We start from the raw sequence: 15,717 nt of genomic DNA, 5'->3' as shown, positions 1-15,717 counted from the left end.
AGCCTTAGTTATTTAACACCTAGCTCTCGTAACCTTTCCAATAAGTAACTTTCTTGCGTATGCTTTTCAGAAAGCACTACTTCACTTCTTGGATGTAAGAATAGCGGTAACGAGATACGAGATTTACCACTATTTGTACCTGTTGGGTTAATTACTCTATGGCTAGTTGAAGGGAAATAGCCTTGTGAGGCTTCTTGTAACATATCGCCGATGTTAACGATTAAATGGCCAAAGTCACCAGGTACATTGATCCATTCATCTTCTTGTGTTTGAACTTGTAAACCAGGTTCATTTGCTGCCGGTAAAATAGTTAGTAAGTTGATATCTTCGTGAGCTGCTGCACGAATTGCTCCGGGTTCTTCAGTACCATTAAACGGAGGATAATGTAAAACACGTAATAGCGTGTTTGGCGTATCCATGATCATATTTGAAAGTGGTTCAGAATAATGCTTAGCAACGTCAGCAGGGCTATGCTTTTCAACCCAATCTAATAGCTCACTGGCTAAGTTAGATGCCATCTTATAATAATTAAGAATATCTTCTTCTAGTTGCTTAGGAATTCGGCCCCAAGGATAAATATGAAAGTATTCTTTAATATCTTTTTTAGTATGGCCTTTGGCCGTTTCTGATATTTCAGGTGCAAAATAGCCATCTTGTTTTTCCGGATCAAATGCAAACGCTTGCTTTTCATCATGAGTAAAAAAGTCATACCAGTCTTTATAGATTTTTTCTACCAATGACTGCTGAATAGGGTGATTAGTTAAGACACCAAACCCCGTGTTACGTAAACTTTCAACAAACTTTTGCGGTGCGTCACTGGCACGATAATCAACAACTTGTACTTGCATAAATTTCCCCTAATACAATAATCTTAATGCTTAAACTTTATTTTTACGTATTATATACTCAAACTAAGGAAAGAGGGTGATTTCAAAAGCCTAACTTACCTATAAATCTTAATAAGAAAATTTTAGTTGTTTTACACAAGAGAGTTAGCTCTCGATATTAATTAATTTTTTAGCAAAATAAGTGAAGTAAATGATGAAGCAATTAATTGTGATGGTTTCCGGGGTATTATTTTTTTCAGGCTGTAGTTCACATGATAGTATTTGTGAAGATGTGACATTAGCTTCAGAGCAAATACAACAATGTCAATCGCTACATAAAAAAATTATTAATGCTAAGAATAAACCTATCATTCGTACTGAATTAGAACGTAGATACCAACAAGACTGTATTGATATACGCTTTTACCGCGATGATAAACAAGCCGGTGTTTGTGGAAATAAAGCCCAAGTTGCTGACGCAGAAAAACTGAGTAATTAGTAGCTCTTTATTCATTTTTAATTTGAATATTCGCGCTACTCTGTTTTTGCTCTTATTCAAATTTTTTGCCTCTAGTAAGTAAGTTCTTTACTTTTATGGCGTTAGGTGAGAAGTTAAGGGGGTGCTAAGCTATTAATTTAAGTGGGTTTTCCTAGGTTTAACATAGGATACCGTAGTTGTTTTTCTAAGTACCTGCTTAAAGCTTTGATAAAAGTATATTGATAGGTTATTTAATAAAACTAAAATGTGATTACGGTGAAAACGTTGACAGACTCATTAGAACCCTTGGATGCTTCAGATCTAACAAAAGATCCAATGGTGTTGCTACAACAACATCAGAAACTTCAAGATCGCTACACCGCACTTTTTAAGCTTAATCAGCTATCAACTGACTGTGCAAATTTAGATACTTTTTTTACTCAAGTTCATCAATCTATAGCCTCTATTATGAGCGCTAATAATTTCTATATTGTTTTATATGATCAAACCCTAGCAACAATGGAACTGGTTTATCATGTTGACGAAAAAGATGAAATGGAAAAACGTATTTATCCTATTGATGATTTTAAAGGTTCGATGACTAATTACGTTATTGATACCGGTAGAGCTCTATTAGCAACGCCAGAAGTTATTAAGCAATTGGAGCAAGAACAAAAGATTAAGGCTATTGGCACAGCAGGTGTGGATTGGTTAGGCGTACCTTTGATACACGATGGCTTTGTTATTGGTGTGATGGCAGTACAAAGCTACTCAACAGGAGTTCGTTATCAGGTATCTGAATGTGACTTGCTCTCATTTGCTGCTCAACATATAGTTACAGCACTGATCCGTTTACAAGACAGAAAACGGTTGCAATCTGCGGTGGATGCTCGTACCCGTGAATTGATGCAGCAAATCCGTGATCGTGAAAAGTCTGAATTACTGCAAGAATCACTGTACCGTATTTCTGAGCTAACCAATGATGCCAATATTGCTATTGATACCTTTTATAATATGGTGCACAACATTATTGGCCAGCTAATTAATGCTGAAAACTTTTATATTGCAAAATATGATAATACCACTGACGAAATATATTTTTCTTATTATTTAGATCAGTCTCCTGAGCACCTCATAACAGCATTTGAACCGCGAAAATTGGGTAAAGGACTAACAGAGTTAGTACTTAACAGTGCGGAAACCGTATTACTTGATAGAGCACAAATTTTAAAACTATACCAAGATAATAAAGTAGTTAAACCACGAACTAAGGTTGTTTCTTGGTTAGGTGTTCCACTAATCCATTCAGGTGAAGTATTAGGTGCCATGGTGCTACAAAGTTATCAACAATCAATATATTTTACTGAGCAAGATGCTGAGTTACTGCGTTTTGTATCTCAGCATGTTGCCTCGGCGATTAAGCGCCGTGAAACGACTGATTATGAACGTAAAGCCCATGAGTTATTAGAACATCAAGTGAAATTAAGAACCGTGGCGCTTGAAGATGAAATAAAGCAGCGCAAAGATGCTGAAGAAAAACTCAAGCACGCTGCCTCCCATGATATTTTAACTGGCTTACCCAATCGTGCCGTTTTTATTGATTTATTAAATCATGCCATTGCTTGTAACAAACGTCGACCAACATTTAAATTTGCCATTTTGTTTCTAGATTTAGATCGTTTTAAAGTTGTTAATGACAGTTTAGGGCATCACGCTGGTGATATTTTACTCAAAGAGATCGCTGCTGCATTAACTGATATAGTTCGTGATCAAGATACGGTTGCACGTTTAGGTGGTGATGAATTTGTTATTTTAGTGGAGTATTTAGATAGTAAAGACGAAGCCTACGATATCGCCAAGCGAATAACCCAGCTTCTATCGTCTCCTTTTACTATTGAAAATCAGTCGGTATTTATTGGTACCAGCATTGGTGTGCTATTTAACAATGAACGATATGACAGTGCTGATATCATGTTAAGGGACGCTGATACCGCGATGTACCATGCGAAAGATAAAGGTAAAGGGCGCTACGAAGTTTTTGATTCTAGCATGCACAAAAAGGTGCAGAATGCTTTGTCACTTGAGACAGATATTCGTGCAGCTGTTACTAATAGTGAATTCGAACCGTACTTTCAACCGATAGTACAGTTAGCGGGTGAAAAAATTATTGGTTTTGAGGCATTGGCGCGTTGGAAGAGTTCAAAACGAGGTTTTGTCTTCCCTAACGATTTTATTCCTTTAGCAGAAGAGACCAACTTGGTAATGGCAATTGATATGCAGATTCTAGAAAAATCTTGTCGTCAATTAAAGCTTTGGCAAGAGCGTCTTAATTTAGAGCATCTTTATGTTAGTTGCAATTTGTACTGCAATCATTTTTTTAGCTTAAGTTTACCGCAAGATATCCAAACTATCATTGATAAAACTGGCGTGCAACCGCATCAAGTTCGTGTTGAATTAACTGAGCGTGCATTATTAGAGAATAATGCTGTTGTATTAGATAATATGCGTGCATTAAAAAAGATGGGTGTAAAAATTCTGCTTGATGACTTTGGCACCGGCTACTCAAGCTTGAGCTATTTACATCGTTTTCCTATGGATGTATTAAAAATTGATCGTTCTTTTATTGAGAACGTGCACGAAAAAGGCAATCATCAAGCAATTATAAAAACTATTATTGATTTAGCTGCCAATTTAAATATGGCGACCGTAGGAGAGGGTATAGAGAACCAAGCTGATGCTAAGTTACTAACTCAGATGGGCTGTATTTATGGCCAAGGTTATTATTTTTATAAACCTTTGCCAGGCGAAGAGATTGAAAAATTTTTGCTCAATAAATGTTAATTTTTAATCGTAGATATTAGTTTGCGCATGTTGCCTGCTTCAGCTGCAGAACATAATGAATATCTGTTGTAGTTTTTATGTTGATTTTTAGTTTTCATTAGTGTTTTTTGCCTAAAGAAAATGTAGCTAAATCTGTTAATGTTTGCTGGTGTTTTACGATAATTTACTTTTACCTAAGGCCTAAAGCGCTGCTAATGACAAACGATAAAACTAAAAATTTAGATAGGATAGATTTGACTATTTTAGATGTTTTGCAAAAAGATGGTCGAATTTCAAATAGCGAGTTATCTAAGCGAGTGAATCTAAGTGCTAGCCCATGTTTAGAAAGGGTAAGGCGCCTTGAACAATGTGGCTATATCGAGCGATACGGCGCATTCTTAAATGCGAGTAAATTAAAGTATGGTATGTCGGCATTTATTCAAGTGACACTGGATCGTACTACCGCTGATGTTTTTAATGAATTTAGAAAGCAAGTCATTACCATTAAAGAAGTCTCAGAATGTCATATGGTGGCTGGCGGTTTTGATTATTTACTAAAACTACGCTTTGAAAACATGGAGGCTTATCGAGTGTTACTGGGAGTTATTGTCGAATTGCCTGGTGTCTCACAAACCCATACCTATGTTGTAATTGATCATGTCAAACGACACTCTGGAATTCCAGTTTTAGAATAATGGACTGTTCGGCGCATTCTATTTGGGAGATATTGTCAAAATTTCCATGCATAGTTTTAGCTTTAAATTGAATGAAATACCGCTACCTTAGGGGTTAGATAAGGATTATTTATATTGATGAATGCTCATGACTACGTCATGCAAGCGAACGGTTCATTCGCGTTACCGGACGCTTGCTTTAAAGTAAAAGCCTTGATGGAAAGAGATGATTCAACGATTGAAGACTTTGCTAATGTTATTAGTATTGATCCTTCAATGACTTCACGTTTATTGCAAATGGCTAATAGTGCCATTTATAGTTTTCCTGGTGAAATTAGTACAATTTCAAGGGCAATTACTATCATCGGAACTCAAGCTATTTATAATATGATGCTAGTGGATGTTGCCGCAACAGCATTTAAGCACTTTTCTAATCAGTCGATTGATTTGAAAAGATTTTGGCACATGAGTATTTTTTGTGGTTTAGCAACTAAGAATCTAGCAATTACATCGGGAATTCGTGATATTGAGCGCTTGTTTGTTGCTGGTTTATTGCAAAATTTTGGTGAGTTAATTGTAGCTAAAATATCTCCCGAACTTGCCAAGAGATGTGAAGCCTACAATGACAATATTCTTCCTTGGCAACTACAAGAGCAAGTATTGGGCTTTACTTATACTGATGTCTCAGCAGAGTTATTGAAAGTTTGGCAAATTCCAGAAAAAATTATCTTACCTATTCGCCATTACAATAATGCCCACAGTATTGAAATTAATAAAGATGTCAAAGTGCTGTACTTAGCCTCTCGTTTGGCATTAGCGGAATGTCACCCAGAGGAATTCAGCTATGATGATACGGTTGACGCTAAGCTTTGTCAGTCATTAAGCATGGCAACAGATGATTTGAATGATGCAGCAGACTTTGCCAGAATCGAAACAGAAAATATTCTAAATATTATGAATGCTTCGTTTTATGGTAAATAAATTAACCGTCAATTGTGACTAACAAACCACTGCAATAATTTATATACACTTTACTTCGTACTCTCAAATAGCAAAAGAAGACTTTGATAAAAAAGCCTGCTAGCATCGGATAGCGCTTGCAATAGTGAATAGAAAATAAATGGGCACTGTTTAGTAAAGAATAATAATTATTAGCCCGAAAAAATTTATAATGAAGGACATTTATGAGTACAGAAAGAGAGCATTTTAGTTCCCGTTTAGGGTTTATTTTAGCAGCTGCTGGTTCAGCTGTTGGTATTGGTAACTTGGTTGGTTTTCCTGTTAATGCCGCAAAAAACGGCGGCGGCGCATTTTTATTAATGTATGCTCTTTTTGTTCTATTAATTTGTTTACCAGTTATGATTGCTGAAATGGCGGTTGGCCGTAAAACAGAAAAAGAACCTGTTGGCGCTTATAAAAGTTTAAGTCGTGGCAATAACATGTGGGGAGCGGCTGGTTTCCTTGGTGTATTAACGCCATTTATGATCGCAGTTTTTTATACTGTTATAACTGTATGGATATTAGGCTATATAGTGTTAATTGTTTCTGGCAACTTGGATTTGCTGGCTAATGGGGATTATTTTACACAATTTGTTAAGAATGAATATTTATTTGCCTCATTGATTGTTGTTTCTGCTGTTGTATATTTTATTTTAGTTGCTGGTGTTAAAGAAGGAATAGAAAAAGCAGCTAAAATATTAATGCCTGCATTGTTTGTAATGTTGATTTTAATGGTTGCGTATGTATTAACACTTGATAATGCTATGGCAGGCGTGAAGTTCTTTTTGATTCCAGACCTTTCCAAGTTAACGCCATCGATTATCAATGGAGCCTTATCCCAAGCTTTTTTCTCTTTATCATTAGGGATGGGGATTCTGATTACTTATGGGTCATATATTGATAAAAAAACAGATGTTGTTGGCTCGGCAAAGTTTGTTGCTATTACTGATACAGCAGTAGCCTTTACAGCTGGATTAATGATTTTACCGGCCATTTTTTCGTTTGACCCCAATATCAACCCTGATGAACTTAGTAATAGCGGCGTCGCATTGATTTTTACCTTTCTACCTAAAATATTTTTAGCACTACAGACATCGTTGGGCTATTTTGGTGCGAGTGCATTAGCGGTATCATTCTTTTTATTGGTGTTTTTTGCAGCTATCACATCCCTGGTATCAATTATTGAAGTACCCGTTTCTTATTTAGTCTTTGAAAAAAATCAAAGTCGTAAAAAAGCCTTAACAACATTGTTAATGAGTGCTGGTATATTAACCGTGTTTGCTTTGGTTTCGTATGGAATGATTGACTTCTTCAGTGACTTTATGACATATGCGGGGCAGAGCAAACCGTTTTTTGACGTTGTTGTCGATATTTTCTACGATACTATTTTACCGCTAAATGGTTTCTTACTATGTGTTTTTGTGAGTTATCGTTGGAAGAAACATAACCTATCAGATGAACTAGCGATAGGTAATGAAAACTACAAAGGCTCTTGGGCTGAAAAATATATTAATTTTTCATTGGGGACATTTATTCCAGTAATTGTCTTCGGTATTTTTATCAATACAGTTGCGCAGAAATTCTTTGCTTATAGTCTTTTTGGTTTCTAGGTTGATATCAACTTAAATCTAGAATCGCTTTACTGCAGTATATGAATGAATAAGGTTGGATGATTTACTTTTATTCAACCTTTTTATTTCATGATTTTTTATATATGAATAAAAACCTTCTGTAATGGTAAATCCGTCATTAGTGAAATTACGACTTTTTTTGTGATTTTTTTAATATAAATTTAGGGAAATAATGTAGTATTAATAGCCTTTGCCTTCTTTAACAATGTCTTGTAATATAAAAATCACTAATATGGATGTTGGAATGTAAGTCTAAAATGAGATTTTTGTACTATTTATTTCGCTTGTTGGACAGATTTTCGTCCTCAGCAAAAATCATCTTTTTAGTTGCATTTTTCTTGTTAGATCCTCTTGGGTTAGTGTCAGCTTCCGATAATGCATCGAAAAGCTTCATTAATAGAATCCAATCAATTTTTTATAGTTCAGCTGCACAAAAAGAAGTAACCGTGGTTCTGCTAGATGACGAATACTTGAAAGCAACACAGTCTTATTGGCCACTACCCTACAATCAGCAAGCCAAAATATTTAAGCGCATATTACATTATCAGCCAAATGCACTTTTTATCGACCTTTTATATAGCCATGATCGTTCTACAACTAAAGATAGCGTTCAGCGAATAGTTAATATATTTGAGCGTTATGAAAAGAGAAATAATACCCCAATTTACTTAGCAAAAGTGGAAAATGAGCATAACCAAAGACCAAAAGCTTTTGAGCAATATTCTCGTTGGGCGAGTGTTTCTTGGCAAGGATTTGAGAAAAATTATCCGTTTGTTGTTGATGGAACAGATACCGCGGCAGCTGTTTTATATAAGGTTTATTGCCAAGCAACCGAAAAATGTATATTTGATTCTAGGTTCTTTCAGTCACCACTGGTTCTTCAGTGGGGGTTGAAACTATCAGAAATTCAGAACTCGTTAACGATAAATACCCATTGCGAAATTAAAGGATCAAATGCTTCCTTACTTGTAAAGTTATCTTTATCAGACATTTTTTGGCGTCTCAAGTCAAAATTTAGGCAAGTATGCCCATATACTACGACGGTAATGGCGTCGTCACTTCTAGCCAATGACAAAGAAGCGAAAGAGCTCTTTGAGCATGTATTTCGAAATAAAATAGTACTGTTAGGTGCAAAAATTGAAGGGGCTAGAGATCTGATTTCCTCTCCAATTCATGGCCAAGTAGCAGGTGTATATCTTCATGCTATGGCTCTTGATAACTTGATTACCTATGGCCAACGATATACTCGAGAGCCACCATTATTTTTTGCTACTAGTATTAGCTGGTTAGAAATTATGGAGATTACCTTTGTCATGTTTATTATGTATTTTAGATGGATGATAGAGAGAGGTAATAAGGAAAGCTTTATAGGATGTGGGCAAGGAAATAAAGTTACGAACAGTCAAAATACTAGTGTGGCTTCTGCTACGTATGCACATAGAGCATTAAATATGGTATTAATCACACTTTTAGTCGTCACCCTAATTATTCTTTTTTTTACAAATTATGAAACCATTAATTTTATTGGTCTATTTTTAGTTGCTGCATCCTTTTTACCAAGTAATAAGCTGAGAGGAATTAGTAACCTTTTAAAAAGGCAGATTCAAAGAATTACGAATAATAAAAAAATAAATGAGGAAAAAACCTGATGAATAAATACTTTTTATTTCTAGCGATAACATTCGCGAGCTTATGTGAAGCAGAGAACTCTCTGAAAATATTAAGTTATCAAACTGACCCTATGCCTGTATTAGATAAAAATGCAAAATTTATCAAGAATGTTGCCGTAGCAGAGCTTCCAGCTCCTGAAGTTGCGGTTACTTTCTTCGATGAAGAAAATGAATTAGTGAAGGTTGTAGATAAGGATGGTACTGAATTTTGGTTTGATTCCTTTGACTTGGAGCTTAATAAAGGAAAGGTGGTCGCGCTTCCTTGTGTAAAACTTGCAAGCAATGCTGCAAATAATGCTACGCAAGCGGGTACTTTAGGCTACGGTAAAAGCTGCAATAAAGGATAATTTGATGAATAAAATACTTATGTATGGCTTAGTCTTATCCAGTGTTTTACTTAGTGGCTGTAAATCACTGGAGGGCGCAACTGCAGCGATTAAAAATTTAGCTGGTAACAATTTATATGAAGGATTAGAAGGAAAATATATAGATCACAGGAATTTAAATGAATTTAAAACTAGAGAAGATAACTATACAGGAACTGGTGCAGTACTTAGTTATTCTGGTACAGAAGTTTCGCTAGAGGAAGTAAGAAAGAATAGTATTGTACATGCTCCTGAAATCACTGCTTATTTGCAAAGAATTGTTGATAATTTAGTGATGCAATGGCCTGGCACGCCTGTTAAGGTTTCTGTACAAGTCATTAATAGCTTCTCATTTGCCCCTTCAGTGGATTCATTTGGAATGATAAATGTTCCAATTAGTATGTTGGCAAATGTAGAAAGTGAAGACGAAATTGCGACATTACTTTCTCATGAGTTGAGTCACTTATTATTACGTCACCATGAAAGAGCACAAGCTTTTAAAGAACAAAAAGAAAATGTGGATACACTTACTAATGCGGTTGTTGCTGCAAATATTGCGAAAGATACAAAAATAGTACGCAGTGGAAGTAGAGTTTCTCTCGATTATCAACCTAGTAAACATGGGCAAAAAAATATCACCAAAGCAGCTGTCTATTCGTACATGATCAACTCACTATCTAATAATGTGTGGAATACGGCATGGGGGCGGCATCAAGAAGATGAAGCAGATATTTTAGGGATGGATCTTGCTGTATCTTTAGGCTATTCAGCTAGAGCAAGTAGAGACACTTTAGAAAGGCTAGAAGACTTCCAAGGAAAACAAGAATCTCTTCTATCGTCTTTTTGGAATGAAAAATCTGAAGCTTTAAAAACAGCTTGGAATGACATGGATGTAAAGGCATTATCGACTCAATTAGATGATACGATGAAGCGAGGAATTTATGTGGGGATAGATGCTATTGGAGAATATTTTACTCGCTCTCACATGTCCCCACTTGATCGAGATAAAAACCTGAGAAATTATGCCCGACAAGAGCATAAACAGAGTTCGAAAAAAAGAGTGAATAAAAAAGTATGGGCGTCATTTGTTAATCGACCTGAAAATAAAAAAGTACTTGATGGCTATCGCTATGCATATCAGGTGAATCAATTGGTAAGTGAGGGAGAGTTGGAACAAGCGAACAGAGTAGCTAAGGATATGCTTAACTTAGATATTAGAAATCAACCAGGAATTAGGGAAGTTATGTATAACCTGCGTCAGAGTCAAGGAAAGGGCTCGATTGCAGAGAAGAATTTAGAGCTTATCGATGGATGGGAATATGCTTCATCTGAGCTTTATGGAAAAGTGATAGCAGCTAAGATGCAGGGGGAAAAGTACGCTAGCGCGATAGATTACATCGAATTAGCTGAAAAAAACTTAAAAAATAAAGAACTGTTCATCATTGAAAAAGCAACGGCATACTATCAGATTGATAAACCAGAAAAAGGTCTGCAAGCGTTCAATGAGTGTTTAGGTTATTCAGCAAAGAAAAAAATATGCCAAAGTTTTCTCAACAAACTAGAGTCTTAATTGTAGTTGCTGTTGATATTGGGATGTTAAATAGTATGTTTAAAGCGAATATGATTGCTTGTCACTGTAGCTAGCTCAACAAGGCAGACTATGTACGGAGAGTTTTAAATAATCCCATAAGGCCGGATAATTTGTTATTATCCGGCCTTATTTTTGTTATACAGTTTGTATTATGATTGAATTTATCAAAGCACACGACTTCACCCAAAGCCAACGGCTATTCCATGGCCGAGGTCACGCCTACCCTAATTTATCGCATGTCAATGTTGATTGGCTAGAGCCTGTGATTCTAATCACCTTGTATCAAGAAGTTGAAACGCAATGGCTGGCTGAGCAAGTTGAAGCCTTGCGGAAGCTTAGTGATAAATGTCAGTCTATTCAGGTGCAATATCGTTGCCGTAAATTTGCCCCTTGTGAATTATTATGGGGTGAAGAGATAACCCATTTGCACGCATTTGAACATGGTTTGAAATATCATATCAGTCTAGGCAAGGCACAAAACTCTGGTCTATTTTTAGATATGCGCAATGGCCGAGAATGGGTGAAGCAGCGCAGCGAAAAAAGATGCGTATTAAACTTATTTTCTTATACCTGTGCATTTTCTGTTGCCGCTATTGCCGGTGGTGCAAGCAAAGTTGTTAATATTGATATGAGCAAAAGCTCGTTAACTAAAGGGCGCGAAAACCATCGCCTAAATAAGCAAGATTTAACATTAGTAAAGTTTGAAGGTGTTGATATTTTTAAGTCTTATGGTCGGCTTAAAAAGCATGGGCCGTATCAACTATTGATTTCCGATCCACCGTCATTTCAAAAAGGCAGTGTCGATATTGAAAGAGATTATAAAAAAATTATTCGACGCTTACCTGACTTAATGTCTGAAAATGGTGATGTATTACTTTGCTTAAATTCACCTGACTTAGATGAAGCATTCTTATTGAATGAAGTCGCTAATGAATGTCCAGATTGTGTTTTTCAATACAAGCTTGATGCGCCTGAAGTGTATAAAGAAGCCGAGCAGGGTAAAGGTTTGAAATGTTTGTATTTTGTTTATAAGCCTACCGTATAAATTGTTTGCCTATGGTAAGGCCGAATGAGTTTAACGCAATATAGTTGCTCTATATTGCGTTAAATTTGTTATGTTATTTGCGCTACCAATGTATTAATTCATCACCACACGCGCAGCAAGCAATATTAAGAAGCTACCAGTGACTTTATCGACAATATGACTGTTGGCTTTTAATTTATCTAAAATAGGGCCACGAGACATTGCGTAAGCGATAACGACATACCAAATCATATCGATTAAACCAACCGTTGTGGTCATAATGGCCTTTTGCTGCCAGCCAGCATCAGCATCAACAAATTGGCTGAATAATGCTAAAAAAAATATCGCCAATTTCGGGTTTAAAAAGGCGATAAGAAAACCATCGCGCCAACCATTAATACTTGGGTTTATAGCATCACTTTGATTTGCAAACTCTATATTTTGCTTTTTACTCATCAAGGCTTTTACACCTAAATATAAAAGAAATGCTGCACCGCTATATTTTATTGCATCAAATAGCATAGGAGACTGGACTATGAGCAGGCCGATACCTGTTGCAGTAATCGCTGCGTATAAAGCAACGCCTAAACCATGACTAATTGCTGTGGCATATCCTTGAGCAGCGCCACCATTTAAGGTGTTTTTAATCACTAAGGCTAAGCTAGGTCCTGGAGAAAGAGCACCTAAAATACAAATCACGACTAGTGATAACCACAAATGAAATTCCATAACTTATATAAGCCTTATTAATGTTGTTTTTTAATGCGTAAGAAGCTGGCAAATCTTGGCACACCTCGTTGTGTTTTACCAATGTATTTATAGGTTATTAGGCTGCCTATTTTTGGTGGTTGCTGACGCTCTTTATCGGAAAAACCGCTACCTATTTTAAAAACTATACCTTCAGGTGTTCGTACTTTTATCGCACCGAGCAAACCTTTGTATTTACCTTTTCCTGGCATGTGAGCAATCACCTTCGCTTCAGCATCTTGGTGTATTTTCAGCTTTAAGATATTTTTGCTTCGACCACTTTGATAATGAGCTGATTCAAGGTGCAACATCAAGCCTTCGCCATTGCCGTCTACAACCTTGTTTAGGAATTTATATAAACTTATATTATTGTCTAGTTTTTGTTGCTCTATCATTTTCAAGTATGGCGAGTGTGTAATCATGACAAGTTTTTTCATCAACGTTATTCGCTCGGTAAAATTTACGGTTTTCTGTGGTAAATCAAAGATCATTAATTTGAGTTTTTTCCAGCATTTCCCATCCGAGGTAGCCGTTCTAACGCAGGCGCTAATTTGCTCAAACTCCCCTCTAGCACTCCATAGTTCACCATCCATCACGGTATCAGGCCAATCTTTAGTAAACCAGTGGGGAGGTGATAAGGTGTTACCGCTGCGGGTAAATAGGTTTTGACCATTCCAATAGCCTCTAACACCATCTAATTTTTCGCTTACCCAATAATGCGCTATTTTGATATCTTTTCGGTAATTGCGAGCAAGCTGTAGTTTTGGTTTTGTTTGAACAGGATTTTTATCGCCAATTGTATTGGTTTTATGCTCTGCTTTGGCTGTTGTTTTGAGTATCGTTAAAGAACTATTTGAGGTTTGCTGCCCACACGGGCTCGGCAGCGCTAATAAAAGTAAAATTATTAGCAGTATGTTTTGAGTTACTGTTAATTGAAACATCCGTGTTCCCGATAAGGCTAAGCAAAAATTCAAGTATAGAATGTTTCTCACTTAATTCTAATGATGGAATAAAATTCGAAATTTATTCAATATTGGCTACACTTTTTCATTCACACTGAATTCAATGGATGATCTCAGATGAAATGGATAATAGGCTTTAGCACTCTTACTTTACTAGTGATGTTTTCTTTTTCGGCGTTCGCTGGTAAAAAACAATGTCAGACTTATCGTGAAAAACTCGATAATATTCAAGCTCAACAACGGCAATCAAACTCGCTTAAACGTAGTAACAGCTTATCCGTACGAGAAGATAAGGCTAGGGATACCTGGTGGCGTTGTGAAAATGGCAAGCTCAAGAAAAAATCCAAGAAAAAGAAAAAAGCTAAAAAAATATTTGAGTAAAATTAATATTAGTAAGAAAAAAATTGAAACTAATAAGAAAGTAGCTCTTTTTGTTAGTAATAGGTCGATTGTTGTACGAGCCAAATACCAAGGAGATCAGTTGCAAGCTTGGCTAAGCTATTATCAACCCGAGAAAAAATTCGCGCGCCCGAAGTCGACACAAACTTTTGCTGCTTGCGTTGAAGACAAGCGTCGACAACAAGGCGAATTTGAAAAAGTACTTAAGATAAAGCACTTAATAATAGTGAAATTGACCATTACCGTCAAAATAACTAAATCATTTACAGCTTATTGCATTGTAAATAAAGGAGATTTTAGTTGGAATAACAATTGCTATTAATATAAATATTAAAACAGCAATAAAAGAGTAGATCATGCAAGATAATATAAAACGAACTGCGCGAACCATACTAGGGGCTTTATGCTTGTTAATTGGTACGGTATTTATTTTACTGCCTGGCCCTGCGGTTATCTTTATTCCTCTAGGGTTAGCATTATTAAGTATGGAATATGATTGGGCTAAACGTTGGCTGAAAATAAGTCAGCGCTATTTTCGGCAAGCAGCAGTTAAAGCTGATGAAAGTTTACGTTGGTTAAGTAGAAAACTACGTTCATAGTACTTAGTTGCTACTACTTAGTCGATAATAAATAGTCGTCGAAAGGGTTGGCATAACGGATAATTACTCGTTATGCCAGGCTGATAAGTGTGAACTTAATTGAATTTACTTTTTAAAATACAAAGCTTTCGTATCGTTATATTGAGCCACAATATTGTCTATTGTATCTTGGCAGTAATCACGTAAACCACTAAGCAACATAAACTTCTTACCATGGCCAATAATACTTCCTTGCGATACTAGGTCAAAGGATAAGCAGGCATTACCGCGCTTGCCATCAATATCTAATGTTGTCGAAGACAACTGCAAGGCAATATCTTGGAACTCGAGATTGTCTAAATGAATAGACATGCTTTCGTACATGATCATTGGGCGTGTTGGGTTGATCATGACCTTATTTTCTTTCATTAACTCCACAAGGATATGCGGAAAAGTATGACCTGAAAACTCAACATAAGCACGAGTTAGCGCTTCAATAGCTTTACTGTCTTTGGTGCAAGCTCCTGAGACCGTCATATTCAAGTATTCTTTTTGCTTATCATCGACAATGTTTGCTGATGAAGAAATTTCACTTGGGAAGTTCAAAGCAATACCGTCAGTAACCATTCCTGAAAAAGTGAAGCTCATTTCCTGATGCAAACCGGCACGTTCTAGTACCAATGAAAACAGTAGATCACCTGGCACACAAAAGCGCTTTGCGTTGATATCGTGTAGCGGGTTAAAGTCGTCGGCAATTTGCTTAGCAAAATCACTCGCCTGCTGGCGTGTGAAACTAATTTTATCATCAGAAATACTGCAATAATTCTCTAAAAACATAGATGTTCGTCTTCACTAATAGCGGTTAAAATCGGCGCCATTCTATCAGTATGCTATATCAAAATCGAAATTTATTATCATTAAATAAACAAAGCAGACCAGTAAAATCAAGGGG

Annotated in this window: 16 protein-coding genes; 12 read left to right on the top strand and 4 right to left on the bottom strand. The window is 36.3% G+C overall.

Annotated features, from left to right (window positions below):
- Positions 1 to 8: 8 nt before the first annotated feature.
- Complete coding sequence (locus tag B7C41_RS08735) at positions 9 to 848, bottom strand: 2OG-Fe(II) oxygenase family protein (protein ID WP_085298399.1); 840 nt, start codon at positions 846 to 848, stop codon at positions 9 to 11.
- Between the two features lie 190 nt (positions 849 to 1,038).
- Here B7C41_RS08735 and B7C41_RS08730 point away from each other — a divergent pair, with 190 nt between their 5' ends.
- The 9 genes from B7C41_RS08730 (at position 1,039) to B7C41_RS08690 (ending at position 12,100) form a co-directional block, all read left to right on the top strand.
- A complete protein-coding gene (locus B7C41_RS08730; protein WP_085298398.1) occupies positions 1,039 to 1,326 on the top strand; it encodes a hypothetical protein in 288 nt (95 codons plus the stop codon).
- 255 nt (positions 1,327 to 1,581) lie between these two features.
- Positions 1,582 to 4,146: a sensor domain-containing phosphodiesterase gene (locus B7C41_RS08725; RefSeq protein ID WP_407919553.1), complete on the top strand. Its 2,565-nt coding sequence runs from the start codon at positions 1,582 to 1,584 to the stop codon at positions 4,144 to 4,146.
- Between the two features lie 194 nt (positions 4,147 to 4,340).
- Complete coding sequence (locus tag B7C41_RS08720; RefSeq protein ID WP_085298397.1) at positions 4,341 to 4,820, top strand: winged helix-turn-helix transcriptional regulator; 480 nt, start codon at positions 4,341 to 4,343, stop codon at positions 4,818 to 4,820.
- Between the two features lie 117 nt (positions 4,821 to 4,937).
- Positions 4,938 to 5,780, top strand: coding sequence for an HDOD domain-containing protein (locus B7C41_RS08715; protein ID WP_085298396.1), 843 nt, complete (start codon positions 4,938 to 4,940; stop codon positions 5,778 to 5,780).
- 203 nt (positions 5,781 to 5,983) lie between these two features.
- The gene (locus tag B7C41_RS08710) at positions 5,984 to 7,408 is read left to right on the top strand and encodes a sodium-dependent transporter (protein ID WP_085298395.1); all 1,425 of its coding nucleotides are present in this window, start codon (positions 5,984 to 5,986) and stop codon (positions 7,406 to 7,408) included.
- 278 nt (positions 7,409 to 7,686) lie between these two features.
- Complete coding sequence (locus B7C41_RS08705) at positions 7,687 to 9,078, top strand: CHASE2 domain-containing protein (RefSeq protein ID WP_158089103.1); 1,392 nt, start codon at positions 7,687 to 7,689, stop codon at positions 9,076 to 9,078.
- The gene (locus tag B7C41_RS08700; protein ID WP_085298393.1) at positions 9,078 to 9,446 is read left to right on the top strand and encodes a hypothetical protein; all 369 of its coding nucleotides are present in this window, start codon (positions 9,078 to 9,080) and stop codon (positions 9,444 to 9,446) included. The genes B7C41_RS08705 and B7C41_RS08700 overlap by 1 nt, the downstream gene beginning before the upstream one ends.
- Positions 9,447 to 9,450: 4 nt before the next feature.
- Entirely contained in the window at positions 9,451 to 11,034 is a 1,584-nt protein-coding gene (locus tag B7C41_RS08695) for a M48 family metalloprotease (protein ID WP_085298392.1), read from the top strand.
- A gap of 172 nt (positions 11,035 to 11,206) precedes the next feature.
- Positions 11,207 to 12,100, top strand: a complete 894-nt coding sequence (locus B7C41_RS08690) for a class I SAM-dependent methyltransferase (protein WP_085298391.1) — start codon at positions 11,207 to 11,209, stop codon at positions 12,098 to 12,100.
- Between the two features lie 93 nt (positions 12,101 to 12,193).
- Here B7C41_RS08690 and B7C41_RS08685 read toward each other — a convergent pair whose 3' ends face one another.
- Positions 12,194 to 12,808, bottom strand: a complete 615-nt coding sequence (locus tag B7C41_RS08685; RefSeq protein ID WP_085298390.1) for a LysE family translocator — start codon at positions 12,806 to 12,808, stop codon at positions 12,194 to 12,196.
- Between the two features lie 17 nt (positions 12,809 to 12,825).
- On the bottom strand, positions 12,826 to 13,767 hold the full coding sequence (locus B7C41_RS08680) for a DNA ligase (protein ID WP_085298389.1): 942 nt from the start codon (positions 13,765 to 13,767) through the stop codon (positions 12,826 to 12,828).
- A 138-nt stretch (positions 13,768 to 13,905) separates the two neighbouring features.
- On the opposite strand from B7C41_RS08680, the gene B7C41_RS08675 reads away from it, so the two are divergent.
- From B7C41_RS08675 to B7C41_RS08665, 3 genes are read left to right on the top strand one after another with little or no spacing between them, the layout of a single operon-like run.
- Positions 13,906 to 14,169, top strand: coding sequence for a hypothetical protein (locus B7C41_RS08675; protein ID WP_085298388.1), 264 nt, complete (start codon positions 13,906 to 13,908; stop codon positions 14,167 to 14,169).
- Complete coding sequence (locus B7C41_RS20145) at positions 14,105 to 14,509, top strand: hypothetical protein (protein ID WP_158089102.1); 405 nt, start codon at positions 14,105 to 14,107, stop codon at positions 14,507 to 14,509. Before B7C41_RS08675 ends, B7C41_RS20145 begins: the two co-directional genes overlap by 65 nt.
- A gap of 34 nt (positions 14,510 to 14,543) precedes the next feature.
- On the top strand, positions 14,544 to 14,786 hold the full coding sequence (locus tag B7C41_RS08665) for a PGPGW domain-containing protein (protein WP_085298386.1): 243 nt from the start codon (positions 14,544 to 14,546) through the stop codon (positions 14,784 to 14,786).
- A gap of 105 nt (positions 14,787 to 14,891) precedes the next feature.
- Here B7C41_RS08665 and B7C41_RS08660 read toward each other — a convergent pair whose 3' ends face one another.
- The gene (locus tag B7C41_RS08660) at positions 14,892 to 15,602 is read right to left on the bottom strand and encodes a DUF3581 family protein (protein WP_085298385.1); all 711 of its coding nucleotides are present in this window, start codon (positions 15,600 to 15,602) and stop codon (positions 14,892 to 14,894) included.
- Positions 15,603 to 15,717: the final 115 nt, after the last annotated feature.

This window comes from Cognaticolwellia mytili (assembly GCF_002104475.1).
In the GTDB taxonomy this organism is placed as follows: Bacteria; Pseudomonadota; Gammaproteobacteria; order Enterobacterales; family Alteromonadaceae; genus Cognaticolwellia; species Cognaticolwellia mytili.
The sequence above is the reverse complement of the archived record's forward strand: the minus strand, read 5'-3'. Positions and strand labels throughout refer to the sequence as shown.

Excerpts from the sequence above, each read along its gene's own strand:
- B7C41_RS08685 (WP_085298390.1), bottom strand. The coding sequence starts at position 12,808 with ATGGAATTTCATTTGTGGTTATCACTAGTCGTGATTTGTATTTTAGGT.
- B7C41_RS08690 (WP_085298391.1), top strand. The coding sequence starts at position 11,207 with ATGATTGAATTTATCAAAGCACACGACTTCACCCAAAGCCAACGGCTA.
- B7C41_RS08665 (WP_085298386.1), top strand. The coding sequence starts at position 14,544 with ATGCAAGATAATATAAAACGAACTGCGCGAACCATACTAGGGGCTTTA.
- B7C41_RS08715 (WP_085298396.1), top strand. The coding sequence starts at position 4,938 with ATGAATGCTCATGACTACGTCATGCAAGCGAACGGTTCATTCGCGTTA.
- B7C41_RS08680 (WP_085298389.1), bottom strand. The coding sequence starts at position 13,767 with ATGTTTCAATTAACAGTAACTCAAAACATACTGCTAATAATTTTACTT.
- B7C41_RS08735 (WP_085298399.1), bottom strand. The coding sequence starts at position 848 with ATGCAAGTACAAGTTGTTGATTATCGTGCCAGTGACGCACCGCAAAAG.
- B7C41_RS08730 (WP_085298398.1), top strand. The coding sequence starts at position 1,039 with ATGATGAAGCAATTAATTGTGATGGTTTCCGGGGTATTATTTTTTTCA.
- B7C41_RS08660 (WP_085298385.1), bottom strand. The coding sequence starts at position 15,602 with ATGTTTTTAGAGAATTATTGCAGTATTTCTGATGATAAAATTAGTTTC.
- B7C41_RS08675 (WP_085298388.1), top strand. The coding sequence starts at position 13,906 with ATGAAATGGATAATAGGCTTTAGCACTCTTACTTTACTAGTGATGTTT.
- B7C41_RS08705 (WP_158089103.1), top strand. The coding sequence starts at position 7,687 with ATGAGATTTTTGTACTATTTATTTCGCTTGTTGGACAGATTTTCGTCC.
- B7C41_RS08695 (WP_085298392.1), top strand. The coding sequence starts at position 9,451 with ATGAATAAAATACTTATGTATGGCTTAGTCTTATCCAGTGTTTTACTT.
- B7C41_RS08720 (WP_085298397.1), top strand. The coding sequence starts at position 4,341 with ATGACAAACGATAAAACTAAAAATTTAGATAGGATAGATTTGACTATT.
- B7C41_RS08700 (WP_085298393.1), top strand. The coding sequence starts at position 9,078 with ATGAATAAATACTTTTTATTTCTAGCGATAACATTCGCGAGCTTATGT.
- B7C41_RS08710 (WP_085298395.1), top strand. The coding sequence starts at position 5,984 with ATGAGTACAGAAAGAGAGCATTTTAGTTCCCGTTTAGGGTTTATTTTA.